Source organism: Halomonas alkalicola (genome assembly GCF_030704205.1).
GTDB lineage: Bacteria > Pseudomonadota > Gammaproteobacteria > Pseudomonadales > Halomonadaceae > Halomonas > Halomonas alkalicola.
Genome location: NZ_CP131913.1, coordinates 3,155,472 through 3,177,487 on the forward strand (window position 1 = coordinate 3,155,472; position 22,016 = coordinate 3,177,487).

Below are 22,016 nucleotides of genomic sequence, written 5' to 3' on the forward strand. Positions count from 1 at the left end.
CTCCGTATCTGTACAGGGTTTGTCCAAGGTAGCTAGCTTACGCCAACCGCCCGGTCCCGTCAGCCACCCTGGCGCACCCGCGCCTCCATGCGAGCCAGGAACACCCCCATGATGCGCTCATAGAGAGTGCGGCCGAGCACCGCATCCTCGATGCCGGCATCCACGTTGGGGTTGTCGTTGACCTCGATCACCACCACCCGCTCGCCGGCCTGCTTGAGGTCGACGCCGTAGAAGCCGTCGCCGATCAGCCGGCAGGCCCTGAGGGCGGCCTTGATCACCGCCGGCGGTGCCTCGGCGGGGTCATGGGTGGTGAAGCCGCCGCTCTTCACCCGGGCGCCGGAGTGGTCGTAGATCTGCCAGTGGCCGCGGGCCATGTAGTAGCGGCTGGCGAACAGCACCTGGCCGTCCAGCACGCCGATGCGCCAGTCGTACTCGGTGGGCAGCCACTCCTGGAGCAGCAGCAGGGCGGAGTCCCGGAACAGGCGGGCGGCCTCGCGCTCGAGCTGGGCCTGGTCGGTCACCTTGACCACGCCGCGGGAGAAGGCGCCGTCCGGCACCTTGAGCACCAGCGGGAAGGCGAGACGCCCGAGCCGCTCGGCCAGGGGGCGGCGATCGCCGCGCTGCAGCAGCACCCCCTCCGGCGCCGGCACGCCGCGGGCCCGCAGCAGGGTGTGCAGGTAGACCTTGTTGGTGCAGCGCAGGATGTCCCGGGGCGAGTCGATCACCACCAGCCCCTCGTGCTCGGCGCGCCGCGCCATGCGATAGGTGTGGTGGTCCAGCGCCGTGGTCTCGCGGATGAACAGGCCGTCGAACTCGGCCAGCCGCCCGGCGTCGCGGCGGGTGATCAGCGACACGTCGATACCCTGCTTGCGCCCGGCGCGGATGAAGGCCTTGAGGGCACTGCGGTTGCTGGGCGGCAGTGCCTCCTTCGGGTCGACCAGGATGGCCAGGTCGAAGCGGTAGCGGCGGCGCGCCTTGGGGGTGCGCCAGACCTGGCGCGAGTGGCGGTTCAGGGCGCTGGCGAAGAGGTCCTGCTCGTCCGCAGCCAGGTCGCGCAGGCGCAGCGGGCGCAGGCGTGCCAGCCGCCAGAGGTCGTGGCGGCGCACCAGTTTGGCCTCGAGCAGCGGGCAGGGCAGGCGCTCGAACAGCTTGCGGGCGAGCCGCGCCAGCGCCGGCTCGCGGCACTCGCCGAACAGCACCCGCAGGGTCAGGGCATCGCCGGGCAGGGCGCCATCACGGGCCAGCTCGCCGAGCAGCGGTGCCAGGGTGTCCAGCTGCAGGTCGATCAGCGCCTTGCGCGACAGCTCGTTGAGGGTCTCCACCGTGGGCAGCACCCGCTGACCGCGGGCCTGGGCCAGCAGCGAGACATAGTAGCCGCTGTCGAGGTAGTCGAGCTCGCCGCACAGGTTGAGCACGTGGGTGGTGCGGTCCTGCTCCTCGCTCGCCCGGTGGCGGCGATCCTGGGCCAGGAAGTCGGCGGCGGTGATCAGGTCCTCGGAGGGGTAGTAGGGCTGCCAGTCGTCGAGGCGGTCGACGACGATTCGCAAGGGACACATGGGGCGCTTTCCGGACAGAGGGAGAGGGGGAGACAACGCGCCCAGCATGCGGCAGGGGGCGGCGGCGGACAATCGGCCGGCACAGTGAAAAGATTTCATGTTGCTGGCCGCTGACAGCCGTGGCCGGGCTGCGCAGAATCACCGCCATCGACACAGGAGCTCCCCATGACCACCCGACTGCGTCCGGCCACGCCCCAGGATCTGGACGCCCTCCATCGCCTGGAGCAGAGCGCCTTTACCGGCGACCGCTTCAGCCGCCGCCAGCTCTGGCACCTGCTCAACCGCGCCCACGCCGCGACCTGGGTGGTCGAGCGCGAGGCCGAGGACCTCTCGCCGGCGCGCCTGCTGGGCTACGGCATTCTGCTGTTTCGCCACGGCAGCCGCCGGGCGCGGCTCTACTCCTTCTGCGTGCATCCCGAGGCCCGCGGCACTGGACTCGGCCGTCAGCTGCTCGAGTGCCTGGAGGGCGAGGCCAGGGCACGGGGCAGTGCGCTGCTGGGGCTCGAGGTGCGTGCCGACAACCGGGTAGCGCTGGGGCTCTATCGGCGCATGGGCTTTCGCCTGGAGCGCTGGCTGCCGGAGTACTACGAGGACGGCTGTGCCGGCTGGCAGATGGTCAAGGCACTCGAGGCGCTGCCGGCAGGCGCGGAGAGCGTCGCGGGCTGATAGAATCCTGGCGTCTTCCCAACCACAGTCAGGAGCCGCCATGCCCTCCTTCGATATCGTCTCCGAATTCGACGGCCATGAGGCCAGCAACGCCGTGGACCAGGCCAATCGTGAGGTCCAGACCCGTTTCGACTTCAAGGGCGTCACCGCCAGCTTCGAACTCAACGGCGAGACGGTCTCGCTGGAGGCCGAGGTGGATTTCCAGCTCAAGCAGATGCTCGACGTGCTGCGCGGAAAACTGATCGGCCGCGGCATCGACGCCCGCTGCATGGACGTCCAGGAGCCGGTGCTCTCCGGGGTGCGGGCCCGCCAGGAGGTGACCCTCAAGCAGGGCCTCGACCAGAAGGAGGCCAAGGAGATCGTCAAGCGCATCAAGGAGTCCAAGCTCAAGGTCCAGGCGCAGATCCAGGGTGAGAAGGTGCGCGTCACCGGCAAGAAGCGCGACGACCTGCAGGCGGTGATGGCGCTGCTGCGCGGCGAGGGTGGCCCCGACCTGCCGCTGCAGTTCGACAACTTCCGCGACTAAGGGCCCCATAGCCCATGGCGATTGGCCAGACGCTCCCGGTTGGTCTTCAATGAAGTCAGGTCGCCAAGAGAGCGCAGGATGTCGACGCTTGCACGTCTGGTCTATATCGCCATCGCCTGGGTCAGCTTCGGCCTGGGCGTGATCGGCGTCTTCGTGCCGCTGATGCCCACCACCTGCTTCATGCTGCTGGCGGTGTGGGCCGCCTCGAGGGGTTCGCCTCGCTTCGCCCTGTGGATCCGCGCGCACCCGCGCTTCGGCCCCACCGTGGTGGCCTGGGAAGGGGAGCGGGCGATTCCCCGCCATGCCAAGTGCCTGGCCGCCGGCATGCTCGCCTTCTCCATGCTGGTGCTGGCCCTCACCGTCAGCCTGCTGTGGCTCAAGCTGGCGCTGATCGGCGGGCTCTCCCTGCTCGGCCTGTGGATCATCACCCGCCCCGAGCCGGCACTCGGCCGCTAGCAGGGGCCGCCTCGGCCTGTCGGGCGGGGGCGAGTCGAGCGGGTCTCTGAGGGGTCATTGAGAGGTCTTTGAGAGGCCTTTGAGATAGAAGGGGCGGGCGCCGTACAATGGGAGCCATTTCCGACAGGAGCTTCCCGAATGTCCGATCCCCAGGCGACCCATCTCAGCGACTACCGCCCCCCGGCCTACCGCGTGACCCGCACCGAGCTGACCTTCGACCTCGACCCCGCCGCTACCCGGGTCAAGACGCGCCTGCATCTGGAGCGCCATCCCGAGGGCGAGGCCGGTGATCCGCTGCAGCTGCACGGCGAGGGGCTGGCCCTCAAGGCCATCGCCCTGGATGGCGAGCCGCTCGACGCGGATGAGTATGCGCTGAGCGAGAACGGACTGACCGTCCATCGGGTACCGGAGCGCTTCCACCTCGACACCGAGGTGGAGATCGCCCCGGAGGCCAATACCGCCCTGGAGGGGCTCTACCAGTCCAGCGGCATGTACTGCACCCAGTGCGAGGCCGAGGGCTTCCGGCGCATCACCTTCTACCCGGACCGCCCCGACGTCATGGCCACCTTCAGTACCACGGTGATCGGCGATGCCGGCCGCGAGCCGGTGCTGCTCTCCAACGGCAACCCGGTGGAGCGCGGGGAACTGCCCAACGGGCGGCACTTCGTCACCTGGGAGGACCCGCACCCCAAGCCGAGCTACCTGTTTGCCCTGGTGGCCGGCGACCTGAAGAAGGTCGAGGACACCTTCACTACCCTGAGCGGGCGGGAGGTGACCCTGCAGATCTGGGTGGAGGAGGAGAACCTCGGCAAGACCGACCACGCCATGGCCTCGCTCAAGCGCGCCATGGCATGGGACGAGGAGGCCTATGGCCGCGAGTATGACCTCGACCTCTTCATGATCGTGGCGGTGAACGACTTCAACATGGGTGCCATGGAGAACAAGGGGCTCAACATCTTCAACTCGGCGGCGGTGCTGACCCACCCCCACACCGCCACCGACGCCGCCTTCCAGCGGGTCGAGAGCATCGTGGCCCACGAGTACTTCCACAACTGGTCGGGCAACCGGGTGACCTGCCGCGACTGGTTCCAGCTCTCCCTCAAGGAGGGCTTCACCGTCTTCCGCGACCAGTGTTTCTCCGCCGACACCAACTCGGCCCCGGTCAAGCGCATCGAGGACGTCTCCTTCTTCCGCACCGCCCAGTTCGCCGAGGATGCCGGCCCCACCGCCCACCCGGTGCGCCCGGACCACTACATCGAGATCGGCAACTTCTACACGCTGACCATCTACGAGAAGGGGGCCGAGGTGGTACGCATGCTGGCCAACCTGGTGGGGGAGGCGGCCTTCCGCTGCGGCAGCGACCTCTACTTCGAGCGCTTCGACGGCCAGGCGGTGACCATCGAGGACTTCGTGGCCTGCATGGCCGAAGCCTCGGGGCTCGACCTGACCCAGTTCATGCGCTGGTATGACCAGGCCGGCACGCCGGAGATCGACGCCTTCGGCGAGTATGACTACGCCCGCGGCGAGTACCGCCTGCGCCTGGCCCAGCGCACCCCGGCCACCCCGGGGCAGCCGGACAAGCTCCCCCTGCATATCCCCGTGCGCCTGGGCCTCGTCGGCACCAAGAGCGGGCGCGACCTGCCGCTGACCCTCGACGGCGAGACGCTGGGCACCGATGCGGTGATCCACCTGCGCGAGGCGGAGCAGGAGTTCCTCTTCACCGACGTGGCCGAGGCCCCGGTGCCGTCGCTTCTGCGCGGCTTCTCGGCCCCGGTGAAGCTGCGCTTCCCCTACGGCCGCGAGGACCTCGCCTTCCTGCTGGCCAACGACTCCGACGGCTTCAACCGCTGGGACGCCGGCCAGCGCCTCGCCCTGCTGGCGCTGGACGACCTGATCGCCGCCCATCGCAACGGCGTGGAGAAGGTGATGGACACCCGGGTGGTGGATGCCTTCCGCAGCCTGCTCGCCGCCGAGACCGACGACAAGGCCGTGCTGGCCGAGATGCTGACGCTGCCCAGCGAGGCCTATATCGCCGAGCAGCAGCCGCTGGTGGACGTGGATGCCATCCACGCGGCGCGCACCTTCGTCAAGCAGGGCCTGGCCATGGCGCTGCGCGACGACTTCCTGCGGGTCTACCGCGAGAACCACCTCGAGCACTCGGGGGGCGAGCCCTATGCGCCGACCCCGGAGCAGATCGCCCGGCGCAGCCTGAAGAACGTGGCGCTCTCCTACCTGATGGCCATCGAGGACGAGGAGGGGATCGAGCTCGCCCGGGAGCAGTTCGCGGCGGATCACAACATGACCGATGTGCGCCACGCCCTGACCCTGCTCACCCACAGCAGCCGCGACGAATTCAGCGAGCCGGCCCTCAGGGCCTTCGGCGAGAAGTGGGCCCACGACCCCCTGGTGATGGACCAGTGGTTCGCCATCCAGGTGACTCGGCCGCAGCCCGATGCGCTGGACAGGGTCAAGTTCCTGATGGAGCACCCGGCTTTCTCCCTGAAGAACCCCAACCGGGTGCGGGCGCTGATCGGCACCTTCGCCGGTCAGAACCGGGTCAACTTCCACCGCCTCGACGGTGCGGGCTACCGCCTGCTGGCCGACATGGTGATCGAGCTCAACCGCCTCAACCCGGAGATCGCCGCGCGGCTGATCACGCCGCTGACCCGCTGGGCGCGCTTCGACGAGACCCGCCAGGCGCTGATGAAGGCCGAGCTCGAGCGCATCCGCGCCGAGAAGCTCTCGCCGAATGTGTATGAGGTTGTCGAAAAAGCCTTGGCTTAAATTGGGCGAGAGAGGTTTGCGTCGCGAGCGATGAGAGGCTGGTCGCCGCCGAAGCGCAGGAACCGGAGTGTAGCTCGCTACATGAGGATTCCGAGCACCGCCGGCGGCCAGGATATCGAGCGCAGCAGCAAAGCCTCCGCACAATCAATAGATCAGCCAGCTCAGCACCATCAACCCCAGCAGCCACCAGATCAGGGTGGCGATAATGGCCCGGCGCATCAGCGCCCGGAAGCCCTTCCACAGAAGCCAGAGCCCGAGCACCAGCACCACCAGGCTGATCAGCGACGGCGAGATGCCCAGCGCCCCGGAGAGGCCATCCAGGAAGCCGCGGGCGGCATTGCCGATGTTGGCGAAGAAGCCGGTCAGCAGGTCGACGGCAAAGCGGATCACCTCGCCCAGCGTCCTGCCGATCCAGGTAAAGAACTCTTCCATGTCAGCGGGTCCCGTGCATCACTCGATCAGGTCGAGAACGGTACCCACGATATCGTCCATGGTCACCAGGCCGAGCAGGCGATTGTCGTCGAGCACCAGCACACGTTTGACGATGCTGTCGGTCATCAGCCTGGCCACATGGCGCACGTCCAGGGACTCGCCGACGCCAATGGCGGGCTTGGCGCAGACGTCGTAGACGTTGATCAGGTCGATGTCGCCGTTCTCGGCCACGATGGTCTTGAGGATATTGGTGTAGGTGATCAGGCCCCAGGCGTCGTGGGGGTCCTGCTGCTCCACCACCAGGCACTTGAGGTTGTGCTTCTTCATCAGCGCCAGGGCGTCGCGCAGGGTGGCGAAGGGTGACACCGTCACCACGTCGCGCATCATGATGTCCTTGACCAGCATTGTCTCTCTCCGTCAGTGGGTGGCGCTCAGATATCCTGCCTGAGTCGTTCCTCGAAGCGCTTGACCTGGGCCATGTCGATGCCGCCGAGATGCTCCACGGGCAGGGTCATCACCAGCCCCTTGGAATCCTCCCCCGTGGGGTTGAGGACCTGGCGCACCGCCTTGAGCACCTTGAGCGACAGCCCCTTCTCCAGGGTCAGCAGGATGATGCTCTGGCTGCCCTCGAAGGTCAGCCCGAAGAAGGTCTTCTTGCGCTCGCCGCCGATGCCGCGGCCGGACATCAGGGTCATGCCCACGGCGCCGGCCTCGGTGGCGGCATCGATGCACTCCTGCTCCAGTTCCTCGGGCACGATGGCCACCAGCAGGGAAAACTTCATGATTGCCTCTCTCTCCAGTGGGCCACCCGTTCCATCAGGATGGCATAGCTCATCACGGTCACGATAGGGAAGATGGAGGCGAAGGCGATCAGGCCGAAGCCGTCGATCAGCACGTTGCGTCCCTCGATCTGGCCGGCCAGGCCGATGCCCAGCGCGGTCACCAGGGGGACCGTCACCTCCGAGGTGGTCACGCCGCCCAGGTCGAAGGCCAGCGCCACGATATAGCGCGGTGCCAGGGCGGTCAGGGCGATCACCAGCAGGTAGCCGCCGATGATGTAGTAGTGGATGGAGTCGCCGCTGATGATGCGGTGGACGCCGATGGTGATGCCTATGGCCACCCCCACGGCCACCAGGATGCGGATCACGTTGCCGTTGATCTTGCCGGCGGCGGCCTCCTCGGCCTGCTGGCCCACGGCGATCAGCGCCGGTTCGGCCATGGTGGTGGCGAAGCCGATGGCGAAGGCGAACAGGTAGACCCACAGCCAGGTGTCGAATCCGATCAGCTGCTCGGCCATGCGCTGGCCGATGGGGAAGAGCCCGAGCTTCAGGCCCACCACGAAAGCGTAGAGGCCGATGATCACCAGGGCGAAGCCGACGCCCACCTTGACGGGGCTGGCCAGGGGGCGGCGGATCACCGCGTACTGGAAGAACAGGATCACCAGGATGATGGGCAGCACGTCGCGCAGCATGCCGAACAGGTCGAGGATCATGACCAGCGGGCCAGAGGGCTTTTCCACGTCGCTGCCGGCGGCCACCAGGGCGGCGCCGTTGGCGACATCGCCGGGGTCGGCGTAGACCAGGATGCCGTAGAGCTGCACCCTGATCATCGGCACCATCACGGCCAGCGCCACCAGGCCGAAGCCGTCGAGCAGCGGGTTGCGGCCGCGAATGGAGGAGGCCAGGCCGATGCCCAGGGCGGCGATCAGCGGCACGGTGACGATATTGGTGGTGACGCCGCCGGAGTCGTAGGCGAGCCCGACGATCTCCTCCGGCGCGAAGAAGGTCACCGCCACCACCAGGATGTAGCCGACGATCATGTACCAGTGGATGGGGTGGCCGAGGATCACCCGCAGCACGCCCAGCGCCATCACCAGGCCCACCGAGGTGGCCACGATCAGGCGCAGGGTGAGGGCGTCGATGCGTCCCTCGCTGATCTCGTAGGCCTGCTCGGCCACGGCGATCAGTGCCGGTTCCGCCACCACCGCCGAGAAGCCGATGGCGAAGCCGAAGGCCATCAGCAGCGGCATGGAGCCGCGCCTCGCGAACTGGTTGGCGAGCCGCTTGCCCACCGGGAAGATGCTCAGTTCGAGTCCCTGCAGGAAGAGCGCCACCCCGACGGCCACGATCAGCAGGCCGATGGCGATGCTCAGGCCGCCGTCGGGCCACTCCCGGAACAGCAGGGCCTGGAAGGCCACCACCACCACGATGATCGGTGTCAGGTTGCGCAGGGCATGAAGAAAGGCGTGGGCGAAGTCCCTGAGTTGCTCGGCCAAGTTCGGCTCCCTGAATCGTCTCTTGGATCATCCCGGTGGCGACCCCGGGGCGCCGGCCTGCTAGCCTTGAAGCTGTCCCTGCCGGGCCGGTGTGTGCCGATGATAGCATCAAGCCCCTGCCACGACATGACCTGCCCGCGGGTCAGGACCTTGATACGGGTCAAGCCGTCTTGCCCTCCCAATCTCGACAAGGAGTCGACCATGTCACTCTCGATGATCCTGCCGCTGGTGATCCTCGGCCTGCTGGTGGTCTATGCGGTCGCGGTCTACAACCGCCTGGTGGCGCTGAAGAACCGCTACCAGAATGCCTTCGCCCAGATCGAGGTCCAGCTCAAGCGGCGCTACGACCTGATTCCCAACCTGGTGGAGACCGCCCGTGCCTATATGAGCCACGAGCGCGAGACCCTGACCGCGGTGACCGAGGCGCGCAACGGCGCCCTGGCCGGACTTCAGAACGCCGCCGCCCACCCCGGTGAGCCGGGGGCCATGGCGGCGCTTGCCGGCGCCGAGGGGGCGCTGGGAGCGGCACTCGGTCGGCTCAACGTGGTGATGGAGGCCTACCCGGACCTGAAAGCCTCCGAGAACATGCGCCAGCTCTCCGAGACCCTGACCAGCACCGAGAACCGCGTGGCCTTCGCCCGCCAGGCCTTCAACGACGCGGTGATGCAGTACAACACCTACAAGCAGAGCTTCCCGCCGGTGGTCATGGCGGCCTCCTTCGGCCACAAGCAGGATGCCGCGCTGCTGGAGTTCGCGGACAGCGCCGAGATCCAGGCGGCGCCAAGCGTCAGCTTCTGACGGGGGCGGCCCATGGATTTCTTTACCGCCCAGGACCGCGCCCGGCGCCAGACCGGGCGCCTGGTCGTGCTGCTGCTGCTGGCGGTGGTCGGCCTGGTCGTGGCGGCCAGCGTGCTGGTGGCGCTGGCCGTGGTGCTGATGGATGGCCAACTGGGCGGACCGGACCCGCTGGCCCGCGCCCTCGAGCCCGAGCTCTTCGCCTGGGTGGCGCTGGGGGTGGTGGCCGTGGTGGTGGGGGGCGCGGCGATGCGCCACCTTCAGCTGCGCGCCGGCGGCTCGGCGGTGGCGGAAGCGCTCGGGGGCCGTCTGCTCAACCCCGAGACCCGGGACGCCGACGAGCGTCAGCTGCTCAACGTGGTGGAGGAGATGGCCATCGCCTCGGGCATGCCGGTACCGGCGGTCTACCTGCTCGAGGACGCCGCCATCAACGCCTTCGCCGCCGGCCACCAGACCCACGATGCCGCCATCGGGGTGACCCGGGGGGCCATCGAGCACCTCGACCGTGACCAGCTGCAGGGCGTCATCGCCCACGAGTTCAGCCATATCCTGCACGGCGACATGCGCCTGAACCTGCGCCTGGTGGCGCTGCTTCACGGCATCCTGGTGATCGGCCTGATCGGCCAGCTGCTGCTGCGAGGAGCGGCGATGTCGGGACGCGGGCGCTCGTCGCGTCGCGGCGGCGGTGCCCAGGTGGGGCTGATGGCCGGCGGGGCGGCGCTGATGCTGGTCGGCTATGCCGGCACCCTGTGCGGCAACATGATCAAGGCGGCGGTGAGCCGCCAGCGCGAGTTCCTCGCCGATGCCAGCGCCGTCCAGTACACCCGCAACCCCGAGGGCATCGGGGGCGCCCTCCAGACCCTGGCCGCCTACCGGCTCGGGTCGCGGCTGATGGCGCCCCAGGCGGCGGAGTTCAGCCACCTCTACTTCGGCAGCGGCGTGCGAGCCCTGAGCCGCTGGACCGCCACCCACCCCCCGCTGGAGGCGCGCATCCGCCGCGTGCTGCCGCGCTGGGACGGGTCTCTGCCCGAGCCCTTCGCACCGGCACCCAAGGCCCCGCCGGCACAGGAGCCGGCGGCGGCCTCTCTCCGGGATGCCCGCCTCGGCGGCGGCCTGGGAGGCGCCGCGGCCGGTGCCGCCATCGCCGGTGCGGTGGTGGCCAGCGTCGGCCAGCCCGACCCCGAGGCGCTTGCCCTGGCCCGGCGCCGCCTGGCGGGGCTCGACGAGCGCCTGGTCGTGGCCGCCCATGATCCCTTTGCCGCCCGTGCGTTGCTCTACGGCATCCTGATGGGCGTCGACCCGGCCAGCCGCGAGGCCCAGCGCCGGGTGCTGGCGAACCAGGCGCTGCCGGAGGTGCTGCGCGAGCTCGACGCCCTCGAGGCGCCCCTCGCCGAGCTCTCGGCCGGGGATCGCCTGCCGCTGATCGAGGTGGCGCTGCCGGTGCTGCGCCAGCTCTCCGCCGCCCAGTTCGCCCGCTTTCGGGCCTGCCTCACCGGCCTGATGGCGGCCGAAACCGTGCCTGGTGCCCTGCAGTGGGCGCTGCACCGGCTGGTGCTGACCGGCATCGAGGGCGAGCCCCGGGCGCGACGCGACCGGCATCTGCGCGACCTCGCGGGGCCGCTGTCGCTGCTCGCTGCTGCTCTCCACCCTGGCCCGCGCCGGCCAGGCCACGCCGGATGAGCAGCGTGAGTCCCTCGAGCAGGCCGGAAGGGCGCTGGGCGTGGCCCTGGACCTGGTGCGCGAACCGCCCTCGGCGGCGGACCTGGACTGGGCCATGGCCCGCCTGGTGCGGCTCGTCCAGGCCGAACGGGCGCCGCTGCTGGCCGCCATGGTGTGCTGTGTGGAGCAGGATGGCCGGATCGCCCCGGAGGAGGCCGAGCTGCTGCGGGCGGTGGCCTGGACCCTGGGCTGCCCGCTCCCCCTGCGCGACGACTAGGTGGGTTTACACAACTGGGCCGGGGCGCGGCTTGCGGTAGGCCTGCCGCCTCTGGTGGAATATGTTTCTCTCAGATGTCAGACATGCAGGAGCAGGTAGATGCAGAAGAGACCCTGGAAACCCGCCCTGCTGGCGGCGCTGCTGGCGCTGGGGCTGGCCGGCTGTGGCAACGGCGACGAGACCCCGCCGGCCGCCGAGGAGCCCGCGGCCGAGCCCGCCGCCCAGGAAGAGAGCGCGGCGCCTGCCGAGGAGCCGGAGGCCCTCGAGGACGAGCTGCCCCCGGAGGAGCAGGCCGGCCTGGTGGATGACGCGGCCGAGGAGCCGGTGCCCGCCGAGGAGGCGCCGGACGAGGTGCCCGAAGAGATTCCCGAGGCCGAGACCCTGGGCGAGTCCCCGGCCAGCACCCTGGACGAGGGCGCGGCGCTGCCCGGGGAGACCACCCGGGACGAGATCGACGCCATGCTCGAGGAGACCGAGCGGCGCTTCGAGGAGGCGCAGCGGCGCATCGAGGAGCAGTTCGAGGAGGCCGAGGAGGAGGCCGCCGTGCCCGAGCCCATGGAGGGCGACGAGGGCTTCGATACGGGAATGGACTTCGACTCGAGCCTGGACGACGAGGCGCTGGATACCGGCGGGCCGTCCCGCTCCGATATCGACGCCATCATCGAGGAGCAGGAGCGGCGCTTCGAGGAGGCCCAGCGTCGCCTCGAGGAGCAGTTCGATGCGGTGGAGCAGGAGCTTCCCGAATTCGAGCCGATGGAGGTCGAGGAGTACGAGTTCGAGCCCATGGAGTCGGAGTCGGAAGAGCGCTGAGCCGCCGTCCCCGAGCGCCGGCCACAAAAAAGGCCCACCGTGCGGTGGGCCTTCTCGTGACAGCGGCGGCGCCTTGGCGCCGCCGGCCGCGTCGCCGAATCAGTCGGCGAGGCGGATGTTGGAGGCCTGAAGGCCCTTCTTGCCCTGGGTGACCTCGAAGGTGACCTTCTGGCCGTCCTGCAGGGTCTTGAAGCCCTCAGCCTGAATCTCGGAGAAGTGAGCGAACAGGTCATCGCCGCCGTCGTCCGGGGAGATGAAGCCGTAGCCCTTGGTGTCGTTGAACCACTTGACAGTGCCAGTTGCCATTGTCGATTTCCTTAACATACTTTAATGGTCGTACCGGGCTCGCCGGAGCGGAGTCCCGAGGTGCGTGGACGGGGCAAGCAAAAAAGTGCGCACTGGGTGGATCGAGGTGATCGAACGACAGCCGACGACTTGTTTCTTGCTGACCTACGCTGCGGTGCGGTGCCGAGGCCCCCTGACAGGCCGGTGTTCATCACGCCGTCCGTCAGCCGCAAATCCACTGTAGATCGAATCCCCTCGGGCAGCAAGCCCGCCACTCGACGCAAGGAAGGCCCCGGCCCATGTTCATCGATGCCCAGTTCTGGCCCTTCCTGGTGGCCATTACCCTGCTCTCCATCAGCCCCGGGGTCGATACCCTGCTGGTGATCCGCAACACCGCCCGGGGCGGGGTGCGTGACGGCGTGCTGACCAGCCTGGCGATCTGCTGCGGGCTCTTCGTGCATGCCGCGGTCTCGGCGCTGGGGATCTCGCTGATCCTGCTGCAGTCGGCCTGGGCCTTCCAGCTGCTCAAGCTGGCCGGGGCCGCCTATCTGGTCTGGCTGGGCGTGCAGGGCCTGCTGGCGGCGCGGCGCGGCCAGGGGCTGCCGGTGGCGGGGGTCAGCGGCGAGCGCCGGCCCGTACCGATGTGGCGGCCGCTGCGCGAGGGACTGCTCTCCAACGTGCTCAACCCCAAGACGGTGGTCTTCTACATGGCCTTCCTGCCCCAGTTCATCGCCCCCGGCGACCCCGCGCTTGCCAAGTCGCTGTTCCTGGCCGGGGTGCACTTCGTGATCGCCAACCTGTGGCAGATCGGCGTGGCGGTGATGGTGAGCAGCGCCGGGCGCCTGCTGGGCAGCCGGCTCTTCTCCCGGGCCCTCAACGGGGTGACCGGGGTGGTGCTGATCGCCTTCGGCATCAAGCTGGCCCTGGAGCGCCCCCCGGCCTGAGCCATCGGGCATGGCAGTAACGACACCGCCCCGGCCATGGCCGGGGCGGTGTCGTTGTGGGCTCGCGGGGACGGGGTTCAGTTCCTGGCCAGCAGCGAGCGGTCGTAGCGCACCGTCTTCTCGGTGGGGCTGAGCATGGAGACGCCCTGGCTCGAGCCGCCGTTGGCGAGGCTCTCGAAGATCGCCCGGTAGCTGAGCACCGCCTGCACGTAGAGGCGCGTCTCGCGGAAGGGGATGCTCTCCACGAAGAGGTCGAACTCCTCCGGGGCGTCGGCCAGCCAGCGGTCGACCCGGCCGGGGCCGGCGTTGTAGGCGGCCGCGGCGGCCAGGCGGTTGCCGCTGTAGCGGTTGAGCATGTCGCGGATGTAGGTGCTGCCCAGGCGGATGTTGAGCTCCGGGTCGAGCACCCCGTAGGCGCCGGGGTCGCTGATGCCGAGCTGGCGAGCCAGCTGGGTGGCGGTGCCGGGCATCACCTGCATCAGCCCGCGGGCCCCGGCCGGCGAGACCGCCTCGGGGTTGTAGGCGCTCTCGCGCCGGGCGATGCCCATCAGCAGGTAGGGGTCGACCCCCGTCATGCGGCCCCAGTGCAGGAAGTGCTCGCGGTAGGCCTCCGGGAAGCGCCAGTCCAGGGCGTCCCACATGCGTCCGGTGATCGTGGTCTGCACCAGCTTGGCATGCCAGCCACGGCGCTGGGCGTAGTCGGCCAGGGCGCGGGCCTCGCGCTCGCCGGCGCGCTCCACGGCCGCATACCATTCGCTGGCGGCCAGGCCGGGTTCGTTGATGCGCAGCAGCGCCTCGGTGCGCTGCACGGCCGGCCAGCGGGAGACCTGCTGCCGGTAGCTGTCGTCGAAGCCGTTGCGCTCCAGGTTGAGCGCATAGGGCTGGCCCAGGCGGTCGGCGGCGGCGAAGCCGAAGAAGTTGCGCCCCTCGGCGGCCAGGGCATAGGCCTCCCGGGCCCGGGCGTCGTCGCCGAGCCGTTCGTGGGCGCGGCCGGCCCAGTAGTGCCAGCGGCTGTCATCCCGGGTGTCGGGCTCCATGCGCGCCAGCCAGTCCAGCACGCCGCGCCAGTCGCGGTCGGCCAGGGCGGCACGCACGCGCAGCTCCAGCAGGTCCGCGTCGCTGCGGGAGGCCAGGGCCTGGTCCACCCAGCCACGGTTGTGGCGGATGTCGCGCACTAGGGAGTAGAAGATCAGGTCCCGCTCGATCTCGGCCCGATGCTCCCTCTCGATAGGCAACGGTTCGCCGATCCTGCGCCACGCCTCCAGGGCCGCCTCGGTGTCGGCGCGGGTGAAGCCGTGCATGGCGGCGGCGAACAGCGGGCCGCTGGCCCGGCACTCGGGGCCCAGGCAGGTCGGCACCCGGGTCACGGCGGCGAAGTCACCCGAGAGGCGCTCCTGGGCCTGGCGCGCCTCCTCCCAGCGGCTGCCGAGCTGGCGCCCGAGGTAGCCGACGAGGCCGCTTTCGCCGGCCTGCCAGGCGAGCATCTTGCGCTCCCAGATCTCCTGTTCGCCGATCACGCCACGGTCGCGCAGGGCCCTGAAGAGGTTGTTGCAGGCGTCCGGCTGGGAGCGGCCTACCATCCACAGGGAAAGCCCGCCTTCGGCGGCGGCCTGGGGGTCACTGCCGAGCAGGGCAGAGTAGTAGTAGCACTGGCGGGCGGTGCCGGCCGGCTCGCCGTCGGCCACGGCCAGCAGGCTGCCGTAGCGGCCGGCGTAGCCGTACTGGGCGATGGCCTGGCCGCGCAGCCACTCGCCCAGGGGCGAGTCGGCGTGGCGCTCGATGAAGTCGAGGACCTGCCCCGGCTCGGCCTGGGGCAGGCGTGTGCGCAGGCGGTGGTACTCCACGTAGCCGGCCAGCGGGTGGTCGGCAATGGCGCGCTGGTCGATGCGCTCCCACTGCTGGCTGCGCGCCGCTTCCAGGGCGTCGCGCATCGCGCGGTCATCGGCCTGTGCCAGCGGCAGCGAGAACGGCAGCGACAGTGCCAGGGCGCTCAGCAGGGTGCCGAGGCGCCGGATGCCGCTTCGCCGGGTGCCGTGTTGCGGGGCGGGGGGGCGTTGGCGCATGGCGAGGATCTCCGGGAGTTGACGTCCGATTGCTCCTATCGTGGCGCATTACGGGCCGCCTGGGTAGGGGAAAACGGTAACCGACGCGGGGGCTGCGTTGACGGGCGGCGCCTTGTGCCCGGCCGGCCCCGCGGGTAGTCTGGCATGATCTTTTCAAACGCTTGTTGGAATGTCTTGCGCCACCAACTTGCGTCACCAAGAGGAGCCCCGGTGTGACGCCCCGTGCCGACCGATCCCCCGAGGCCTGGCTTCGGGCCCTGACCCGCTTCGTGCGGGTGATTCCCCATACCCGCGAACTGGGCCTCGAGGTGCTTACGGCCGACGCCGAGGCCGTCCGCATGCGTCTGCCCTGGTGCGACGACCTGCTGGGCGATGCCTCCCGCGGGCTGGTCCATGGCGGGGTGCTGACCATGCTGCTGGACACCGCCTGCGGTAGCGCCGTGCTGCGCGGGCTGCCGGCGCCGGAGGTGTGTCCGACCCTGGACCTGCGGGTGGACCATTTCCGCCCGGCGGTGGCGGGCCTGGCGCTCCATGCCGAGGCGCGGGTGGTCGGGGTCACCGCCTCGGTGGTCTTCACCGAGGGAACCCTGTGGCAGGAGGAGGGCAAGCCGGTGGCCCGGGGCATCGGCAACTTCGTGCGGCTGGGGCCGCGCAATACGCCGCCCGGCTTCGCCGAGGCGCTGTTTGCCGACGAGCATGACGAGGAGAGCCGCGATGCCTGAAGGGTTCGATGACGTGGCGTGGCTCGAGCGCACCCGCACCGAGGGCGATGTGGCGGCCTGGCTGGCGCTGATTCCCTATGCGCGCCGCATCGGGGTGAGCGCCGAGCCGGACCCCGGCGGCGAGGGGCTGCGCTTCCGGCTCGAGCCCGCTGCCGGCAACGTCGGCAACGTGCTGCTGCCGGCGCTGCATGGCGGGGTGGTGGCCGCCTTCATGGAGACCGCCGCGACCCTCGACCTGCTGCTGGCCGCCCGGGAGCCCCGCCTGCCGCGCATCGTCGACCTCTCCATCGACTACCTGCGCACCGCCCGGGTGGTGCCCACCTTCGCGCGCTGCTCGCTGCTGCGTGAGGGGCGCCGCCTGGCCAACGTCCGGGTCAGCGCCTGGCAGGAGGACGAAGCGCTGCCGGTGGCCACGGCGCGGCTGCACTTCGTGCTGGGGGAGCCGGCCAGCGGCGAGACATGAGTCGCGGCAAGGCTTGAAAAGCGCGCCTGGGGCCCCATATCGGCGACAGTGATTCCCCCCGCGGCACCGCTCGCCGCAGAACCTGTCGACGAGGTCCAGGACACATGACCACTGCCACGCACGAAGAAACTCTTGGCTTCCAGACCGAGGTCAAGCAGCTGCTTCACCTGATGATCCACTCCCTCTACTCCAACCGGGAGATCTTCCTGCGCGAGCTGATCTCCAACGCCGCCGATGCCTGCGACAAGCTTCGCTACGCGGCGCTGGACAACGACGCCCTCTATGAAGGCGACAGCGAGCTGCGCATAGAGATCGAGCACGACGCCGAGGCGGGCACGGTGACCGTGCGCGACAACGGCATCGGCATGAGCCGCGAGGAGGTCATCGCCAACCTCGGCACCATCGCCCGCTCCGGCACCGCCGAGTTCCTCAAGCAGCTCTCCGGGGAGCAGCAGAAGGATGCGCGGCTGATCGCCCAGTTCGGCGTCGGCTTCTACTCCGGCTTCATCGTCGCCGACGAGGTCTCGGTGCGCACCCGCAAGGCGGGCAGCGACACGGCCGAGGGGGTCGAGTGGCGCTCGAAGGGCGAGGGCGAGTTCACCGTGGCCGACGTCGAGCGCGAGGTCCACGGCACCGAGATCGTCCTGCACCTGAAGGAGGACGCCAGGGAGTTCGCCGACGACTTCCGCCTGCAGGGCCTGGTGCGCAAGTACTCCGACCATATCGAGGTGCCGGTGCGCATGCCCAGGGTCGAGAAGGCCCGGGACGAGGAGGGCAAGGAGGTCGAGGGCGGAGAGACCGTCTCCTGGGAGACCGTCAACGAGGCCACCGCCCTCTGGACCCGCCCCAAGAGCGAGGTCACCGACGAGGAGTACCAGGCCTTCTACAAGCACGTCGCCCACGATTTCAGTGACCCGCTGATCTGGAGCCACAACAAGGTCGAGGGCAAGCTGGAGTACACGAGCCTGCTCTACGTGCCGGGCCGGGCCCCCTTCGACCTCTACGAGCGCGACGGCGCCCGCGGCGTGAAGCTCTACGTGCAGCGCGTCTTCATCATGGATGACGCCGAGCAGTTCCTGCCGCTCTACCTGCGCTTCATCAAGGGGGTGCTGGATACCCGCGACCTGTCGCTCAACGTCTCCCGGGAGCTGCTGCAGCAGGATCCCCAGGTCGAGAAGATCAAGTCCGCGCTGACCAAGCGGGCCCTGGACATGCTCAAGAAGCTGGCCAAGGACAAGGAGGCCTACCAGACCTTCTGGAACACCTTCGGCAGCGTGCTCAAGGAGGGCCCGGCGGAGGACTTCGCCAACCGCGAGAAGATCGCCGGCCTGCTGCGCTTCTCCACCACCCACACCGACAGCGCCACCCAGGACCAGTCCCTGGCCGACTACGTCGAGCGCATGAAGGAGGGGCAGCAGAAGATCTACTACATCGTGGCGGACGGCTTCAACGCGGCCAAGTCCAGCCCCCACCTGGAGATCTTCCGCAAGAAGGGCATCGAGGTGCTGCTGCTGCATGACCGCATCGACGAATGGCTGATGAGCCACCTCACCGAGTTCGACGGCAAGAGCTTCGTCGACGTGGCCAAGGGCGAGCTCGACCTCGGCGAGATCGAGGGCGAGGAGGAGAAGAAGGCCCAGGAGGAGACCGCTAAGGCCAAGCAGGACCTGGTCAAGCGGGTCAGGGAGGCGCTGGGCGAGGAGGTCCAGGAGGTCAAGGTAACCCACCGCCTCACCGACTCCCCGGCCTGCGTGGTGCTGCCCGAGCACGAGATGGGCTTCCAGATGCGCCGCATCATGGAGGCCGCCGGCCAGCCGCTGCCCGAGGTCAAGCCGATCCTCGAGCTCAATCCCGAGCACGCCCTGGTGGCGCGCCTGGAACAGACCGAGGGCGAGGGCTTCGCCGACCTGGCCCGGGTGCTGCTCGACCAGGCGATCATCGCCGAGGGCGGCCACCTGGATGACCCGGCGGCCTACGTGAAGCGGCTCAACGCCCTGCTGACCGCCTGACGCCCGCCGCGCCGGGCCCGTATCGACGCCACCCCTCGGGGTGGCGTCATCGTTTCCGGGTGCGACAGGGTGCCGCGCGTCGAAAGTCCAACCGGACGGGCGCTCGTTCGTGGCCTACGCTGAAGTCAGGCGGCGGCTGCCGCCGCCGGCAGGCCATTGAACGGGAGAGTGACGTGAAGATTGGAGCCCCGAGGGAGCGAGCGAAGGGGGAGGCGCGGGTGGCACTGACCCCCGAAAGCGCCGCCCAGATCCAGAAGCTGGGCCACGAGTGTCTGGTCGAGGCCGGGGCCGGTGCGGCCGCCGGGTTCGACGACCAGGCCTACCGGGACGCCGGCGTCAGCGTGGTCGACGGCGCCGAGGCGCTGTGGGCCGAGGCCGACGTGGTCATCAAGGTGCGCGAGCCCAGCGAGGCGGAGGCCGGGCTGCTGCGCGAGGGGCAGACCCTGGTCAGCTTCTTCTGGCCGGCCCAGAACGAGGCGCTGCTGGAGACCTGCCGCGGCCGGGGGGCCACCGTGGTGGCCATGGACATGGTGCCGCGCATCTCCCGGGCCCAGAAGATGGATGCGCTCTCCTCCATGGCCAACATCGCCGGCTATCGTGCGGTGATCGAGGCCGGCAACCACTTCGGCCGCTTCTTCACCGGCCAGGTGACCGCGGCGGGCAAGGTGCCACCGGCGAAGGTGCTGGTGATCGGTGCCGGGGTGGCAGGGCTCGCCGCCATCGGCACCGCGGTCAGCCTGGGGGCCATGGTGCGCGCCTTCGACGTGCGCCCCGAGGTGCCCCAGCAGATCGAGTCCATGGGCGCCGAGTTCCTTTTCCTCGACTTCGACGAGAGCCAGGACGGGGCCGAGACCGGCGGCTATGCGGCCCCCTCCAGCCCCGAGTTCCGCGAGAAGCAGCTGGCCTGCTTCCGCGAGCAGGCGCCCGACATCGACATCGTCATCACCACGGCGCTGATCCCGGGCCGGCCGGCGCCCAAGCTGTGGCTCGAGGAGATGGTCGCGGCCATGAAGCCCGGCTCGGTGATCGTCGACCTGGCCGCCGAGAAGGGCGGCAACTGCGACCTGACCCGCCCCGACGAGCGGGTGATGAGCGACAACGGCGTGGTGGTGATCGGCTACACCGACTTCCCCTCGCGCATGGCCACCCAGGCCTCGCTGCTCTTCTCCACCAATATTCGCCATATGCTCACTGACCTGACCCCCGGGAAGGAGGGGGCCATCGTCCATGACATGGAGGACGACGTGATCCGCGGCGCCACGGTGACCCACGCCGGCGAGATCACCTTCCCGCCGCCGCCGCCCAAGGTGAAGGCGATCGCCGCGGCGAAGCCCAAGCCCCGGGAGAAGGCACCCACGCCGGAGGAGAAGCGGGCCGCGGAGCTCGCCACCTTCCGTGAGCAGACCCGCCGCCAGGTGACCCTGCTGGGCGGGGGGGGCGCGCTGATGCTGCTGCTCGGCCAGATCGCCCCGGCCTCCTTCATGCAGCACTTCATCGTCTTCGTGCTGGCCTGCTTCGTCGGCTTCCAGGTGATCTGGAACGTCAGCCACTCGCTGCACACGCCGCTGATGGCGGTCACCAACGCCATCTCCGGGATCATCATCCTCGGCGCCATCCTGCAGATCGGTTCGGGCAGCGGCATCGTCATGCTGCTGGCGGCGATCTCGGTGCTGATCGCCACCATCAATATCGTCGGCGGCTTCCTGGTCACGCGCCGGATGCTGGCGATGTTCCAGAAGTCCTGATCCCGGAGAGTCGAGATGCTGAGTCAAGGATTCGTGTCCGCCGCGGCCATCGCGGCAAGCGTGCTCTTCATCCTCTCCCTGGGGGGGCTGAGCAATCAGGAGAAGGCCAAGCGGGCGGTCTGGTACGGCATCGCCGGGATGGCGGTGGCGGTGCTCTTCACCGCGCTGGGCCCCGGCATCGGTGCCCACTGGCTGATGCTGCCCCTGATCGCCATCGGTGCGGCGATCGGCTGGGTGGTGGCCAAGCGGGTCGCCATGACCGAGATGCCCCAGTTGGTGGCGGCCCTGCACAGCTTCGTCGGCCTGGCCGCGGTCTTCGTGGCCTGGAACGCCGACCTGGAGCGGCGCCGGGTGCTGGCCGCCCGCGCGCTCGATGCCACGCACCAGGAGTTCTCCGCCTTCGCCGCCCTGGTGGCCACCAAGGCTCCGGACGAACTGACCTTCCTCCAGCTGGAGGTGATCTTCGCCATCTTCATCGGGGCGGTGACCTTCACCGGCTCGGTGATCGCCTTCGGCAAGCTGGCCGGCAAGGTCGACGGCAAGGCGCGCCAGCTGCCCGGGGGGCACCTGCTCAATGCCGGGGCGGCGGTCGTCTGCCTGGTGCTGGCGATCGCCTACCTCAACGGCGCCGGCTTCTGGACCCTGCTGGCGCTGGCGGCGCTGGCGTTCTTCATCGGCTACCACCTGATCATGGGCATCGGCGGCGCCGACATGCCGGTGGTGGTGTCGATGCTCAACAGCTACTCGGGCTGGGCGGCGGCGGCGATCGGCTTCACCCTCTCCAACGACCTGCTGATCGTCACCGGCGCCCTGGTGGGCTCCTCCGGTGCCATCCTCTCCTACATCATGTGCAAGGCGATGAACCGCAACTTCGTCAGTGTCATCCTCGGCGGCTTCGGCGGTAGCCAGGGCCCGGCGGCGGAGATCGAAGGGGAGCAGGTGGCCATCGACGCCGGTGGCGTGGCCAGCGCACTCAACGACGCCGACAGCGTGATCATCGTGCCGGGCTACGGCATGGCGGTGGCCCAGGCGCAGAACGCGGTCAGCGAGCTGACCCGCAAGCTGCGCAGCGCCGGCAAGGAGGTGCGCTTCGGCATCCATCCGGTGGCGGGTCGTCTGCCCGGCCACATGAACGTGCTGCTGGCCGAGGCCAAGGTGCCCTACGACATCGTGCTGGAGATGGACGAGATCAACGACGACTTCGCCACCACCGACGTGGTGATCGTCATCGGCTCCAACGACATCGTCAACCCGGCCGCCCAGGAGGATCCCAACAGCCCCATCGCCGGCATGCCGGTGCTGAAGGTGTGGGAGGCCAAGCAGGTGTTCGTCTGCAAGCGTGGCCAGGGCACCGGCTACTCCGGCATCGAGAACCCGCTGTTCTTCAAGGAGAACACCCGGATGTTCTACGGCGATGCCAAGGCCAGCATCGAGTCGCTGCTGCCGCAGATCGACTGAGCCGGCCAACCGCCCGGGCCGAGGCCCGGGCGCTGTCGCCTCGAGACGCCCCCTTCGCGGGGCGTTTTTCGTTACACTGCGCCCATCGATT

General features: G+C 69.4%; 21 protein-coding genes. 14 read left to right on the forward strand and 7 right to left on the reverse strand.

Annotated features, from left to right (window positions below; genetic code table 11):
• Positions 1-59: 59 nt before the first annotated feature.
• Positions 60-1,556: a RimK family ATP-grasp domain-containing protein gene (locus tag B6N23_RS14820; protein ID WP_305500285.1), complete on the reverse strand. Its 1,497-nt coding sequence runs from the start codon at positions 1,554-1,556 to the stop codon at positions 60-62.
• A 165-nt stretch (positions 1,557-1,721) separates the two neighbouring features.
• On the opposite strand from B6N23_RS14820, the gene B6N23_RS14825 reads away from it, so the two are divergent.
• From B6N23_RS14825 to pepN, 4 genes are all read left to right on the forward strand, one after another.
• Positions 1,722-2,222 (forward strand): GNAT family N-acetyltransferase, encoded by a 501-nt coding sequence (locus tag B6N23_RS14825; protein ID WP_119021635.1) that lies wholly within the window; start codon positions 1,722-1,724, stop codon positions 2,220-2,222.
• Between the two features lie 40 nt (positions 2,223-2,262).
• A complete protein-coding gene (locus B6N23_RS14830) occupies positions 2,263-2,748 on the forward strand; it encodes a YajQ family cyclic di-GMP-binding protein (RefSeq protein WP_110069341.1) in 486 nt (161 codons plus the stop codon).
• A 78-nt stretch (positions 2,749-2,826) separates the two neighbouring features.
• A complete protein-coding gene (locus B6N23_RS14835; protein ID WP_110069342.1) occupies positions 2,827-3,204 on the forward strand; it encodes a YbaN family protein in 378 nt (125 codons plus the stop codon).
• 138 nt (positions 3,205-3,342) lie between these two features.
• Positions 3,343-5,988 carry an aminopeptidase N gene (pepN, locus tag B6N23_RS14840; RefSeq protein WP_305500289.1) on the forward strand — a complete coding sequence of 882 codons (2,646 nt, stop codon included), beginning with the start codon at positions 3,343-3,345 and terminating at the stop codon, positions 5,986-5,988.
• A 144-nt stretch (positions 5,989-6,132) separates the two neighbouring features.
• Here pepN and B6N23_RS14845 read toward each other — a convergent pair whose 3' ends face one another.
• Genes B6N23_RS14845 through B6N23_RS17060 form a run of 4 tightly spaced genes read right to left on the reverse strand, consistent with a single transcriptional unit; the run spans position 6,133 to position 8,695 of the window.
• On the reverse strand, positions 6,133-6,420 hold the full coding sequence (locus tag B6N23_RS14845) for a hypothetical protein (RefSeq protein ID WP_119021632.1): 288 nt from the start codon (positions 6,418-6,420) through the stop codon (positions 6,133-6,135).
• Positions 6,421-6,438: 18 nt separating this feature from the next.
• On the reverse strand, positions 6,439-6,825 hold the full coding sequence (locus B6N23_RS14850) for a CBS domain-containing protein (RefSeq protein WP_119021631.1): 387 nt from the start codon (positions 6,823-6,825) through the stop codon (positions 6,439-6,441).
• 26 nt (positions 6,826-6,851) lie between these two features.
• Positions 6,852-7,202, reverse strand: a complete 351-nt coding sequence (locus tag B6N23_RS14855; RefSeq protein WP_305500292.1) for a P-II family nitrogen regulator — start codon at positions 7,200-7,202, stop codon at positions 6,852-6,854.
• A complete protein-coding gene (locus B6N23_RS17060) occupies positions 7,199-8,695 on the reverse strand; it encodes a DUF1538 domain-containing protein (protein ID WP_369424681.1) in 1,497 nt (498 codons plus the stop codon). Before B6N23_RS17060 ends, B6N23_RS14855 begins: the two co-directional genes overlap by 4 nt.
• A gap of 201 nt (positions 8,696-8,896) precedes the next feature.
• Between B6N23_RS17060 and B6N23_RS14870 the strand changes: the two genes are divergently transcribed.
• From B6N23_RS14870 to B6N23_RS14885, 4 genes are all read left to right on the forward strand, one after another.
• Positions 8,897-9,493: a LemA family protein gene (locus B6N23_RS14870; protein ID WP_119021629.1), complete on the forward strand. Its 597-nt coding sequence runs from the start codon at positions 8,897-8,899 to the stop codon at positions 9,491-9,493.
• A 12-nt stretch (positions 9,494-9,505) separates the two neighbouring features.
• On the forward strand, positions 9,506-11,170 hold the full coding sequence (locus B6N23_RS14875) for a M48 family metallopeptidase (RefSeq protein ID WP_305500296.1): 1,665 nt from the start codon (positions 9,506-9,508) through the stop codon (positions 11,168-11,170).
• Positions 11,171-11,210: 40 nt separating this feature from the next.
• Complete coding sequence (locus B6N23_RS14880; protein WP_305500298.1) at positions 11,211-11,426, forward strand: hypothetical protein; 216 nt, start codon at positions 11,211-11,213, stop codon at positions 11,424-11,426.
• A gap of 99 nt (positions 11,427-11,525) precedes the next feature.
• The gene (locus tag B6N23_RS14885) at positions 11,526-12,236 is read left to right on the forward strand and encodes a hypothetical protein (protein ID WP_305500300.1); all 711 of its coding nucleotides are present in this window, start codon (positions 11,526-11,528) and stop codon (positions 12,234-12,236) included.
• A gap of 99 nt (positions 12,237-12,335) precedes the next feature.
• Here B6N23_RS14885 and B6N23_RS14890 read toward each other — a convergent pair whose 3' ends face one another.
• A complete protein-coding gene (locus tag B6N23_RS14890) occupies positions 12,336-12,542 on the reverse strand; it encodes a cold-shock protein (protein WP_110069349.1) in 207 nt (68 codons plus the stop codon).
• Between the two features lie 278 nt (positions 12,543-12,820).
• Between B6N23_RS14890 and B6N23_RS14895 the strand changes: the two genes are divergently transcribed.
• Positions 12,821-13,465, forward strand: coding sequence for a LysE family translocator (locus tag B6N23_RS14895; RefSeq protein WP_305500302.1), 645 nt, complete (start codon positions 12,821-12,823; stop codon positions 13,463-13,465).
• Positions 13,466-13,542: 77 nt separating this feature from the next.
• Here B6N23_RS14895 and B6N23_RS14900 read toward each other — a convergent pair whose 3' ends face one another.
• Positions 13,543-15,528 (reverse strand): transglycosylase SLT domain-containing protein, encoded by a 1,986-nt coding sequence (locus tag B6N23_RS14900; RefSeq protein WP_305500304.1) that lies wholly within the window; start codon positions 15,526-15,528, stop codon positions 13,543-13,545.
• Between the two features lie 212 nt (positions 15,529-15,740).
• Between B6N23_RS14900 and B6N23_RS14905 the strand changes: the two genes are divergently transcribed.
• The 5 genes from B6N23_RS14905 (at position 15,741) to B6N23_RS14925 (ending at position 21,925) form a co-directional block, all read left to right on the forward strand.
• Complete coding sequence (locus B6N23_RS14905) at positions 15,741-16,250, forward strand: PaaI family thioesterase (RefSeq protein WP_169958871.1); 510 nt, start codon at positions 15,741-15,743, stop codon at positions 16,248-16,250.
• Positions 16,243-16,713: a PaaI family thioesterase gene (locus B6N23_RS14910; protein ID WP_169958870.1), complete on the forward strand. Its 471-nt coding sequence runs from the start codon at positions 16,243-16,245 to the stop codon at positions 16,711-16,713. Before B6N23_RS14905 ends, B6N23_RS14910 begins: the two co-directional genes overlap by 8 nt.
• A 104-nt stretch (positions 16,714-16,817) precedes the next feature.
• Entirely contained in the window at positions 16,818-18,722 is a 1,905-nt protein-coding gene (htpG, locus tag B6N23_RS14915; protein ID WP_305500310.1) for a molecular chaperone HtpG, read from the forward strand.
• 173 nt (positions 18,723-18,895) lie between these two features.
• Entirely contained in the window at positions 18,896-20,467 is a 1,572-nt protein-coding gene (locus tag B6N23_RS14920; RefSeq protein ID WP_305500312.1) for a Re/Si-specific NAD(P)(+) transhydrogenase subunit alpha, read from the forward strand.
• Positions 20,468-20,482: 15 nt separating this feature from the next.
• Positions 20,483-21,925: an NAD(P)(+) transhydrogenase (Re/Si-specific) subunit beta gene (locus B6N23_RS14925; protein WP_305500314.1), complete on the forward strand. Its 1,443-nt coding sequence runs from the start codon at positions 20,483-20,485 to the stop codon at positions 21,923-21,925.
• Positions 21,926-22,016 lie beyond the last annotated feature (91 nt).

Excerpts from the sequence above, each read along its gene's own strand:
- B6N23_RS14835 (WP_110069342.1), top strand. The coding sequence starts at position 2,827 with ATGTCGACGCTTGCACGTCTGGTCTATATCGCCATCGCCTGGGTCAGC.
- B6N23_RS14825 (WP_119021635.1), top strand. The coding sequence starts at position 1,722 with ATGACCACCCGACTGCGTCCGGCCACGCCCCAGGATCTGGACGCCCTC.
- B6N23_RS14900 (WP_305500304.1), bottom strand. The coding sequence starts at position 15,528 with ATGCGCCAACGCCCCCCCGCCCCGCAACACGGCACCCGGCGAAGCGGC.
- pepN (WP_305500289.1), top strand. The coding sequence starts at position 3,343 with ATGTCCGATCCCCAGGCGACCCATCTCAGCGACTACCGCCCCCCGGCC.
- B6N23_RS14855 (WP_305500292.1), bottom strand. The coding sequence starts at position 7,202 with ATGAAGTTTTCCCTGCTGGTGGCCATCGTGCCCGAGGAACTGGAGCAG.
- B6N23_RS14925 (WP_305500314.1), top strand. The coding sequence starts at position 20,483 with ATGCTGAGTCAAGGATTCGTGTCCGCCGCGGCCATCGCGGCAAGCGTG.
- B6N23_RS14850 (WP_119021631.1), bottom strand. The coding sequence starts at position 6,825 with ATGCTGGTCAAGGACATCATGATGCGCGACGTGGTGACGGTGTCACCC.
- B6N23_RS14885 (WP_305500300.1), top strand. The coding sequence starts at position 11,526 with ATGCAGAAGAGACCCTGGAAACCCGCCCTGCTGGCGGCGCTGCTGGCG.
- B6N23_RS14845 (WP_119021632.1), bottom strand. The coding sequence starts at position 6,420 with ATGGAAGAGTTCTTTACCTGGATCGGCAGGACGCTGGGCGAGGTGATC.
- htpG (WP_305500310.1), top strand. The coding sequence starts at position 16,818 with ATGACCACTGCCACGCACGAAGAAACTCTTGGCTTCCAGACCGAGGTC.
- B6N23_RS14910 (WP_169958870.1), top strand. The coding sequence starts at position 16,243 with ATGCCTGAAGGGTTCGATGACGTGGCGTGGCTCGAGCGCACCCGCACC.
- B6N23_RS14820 (WP_305500285.1), bottom strand. The coding sequence starts at position 1,556 with ATGTGTCCCTTGCGAATCGTCGTCGACCGCCTCGACGACTGGCAGCCC.
- B6N23_RS14830 (WP_110069341.1), top strand. The coding sequence starts at position 2,263 with ATGCCCTCCTTCGATATCGTCTCCGAATTCGACGGCCATGAGGCCAGC.
- B6N23_RS14890 (WP_110069349.1), bottom strand. The coding sequence starts at position 12,542 with ATGGCAACTGGCACTGTCAAGTGGTTCAACGACACCAAGGGCTACGGC.
- B6N23_RS14875 (WP_305500296.1), top strand. The coding sequence starts at position 9,506 with ATGGATTTCTTTACCGCCCAGGACCGCGCCCGGCGCCAGACCGGGCGC.
- B6N23_RS14870 (WP_119021629.1), top strand. The coding sequence starts at position 8,897 with ATGTCACTCTCGATGATCCTGCCGCTGGTGATCCTCGGCCTGCTGGTG.
- B6N23_RS14895 (WP_305500302.1), top strand. The coding sequence starts at position 12,821 with ATGTTCATCGATGCCCAGTTCTGGCCCTTCCTGGTGGCCATTACCCTG.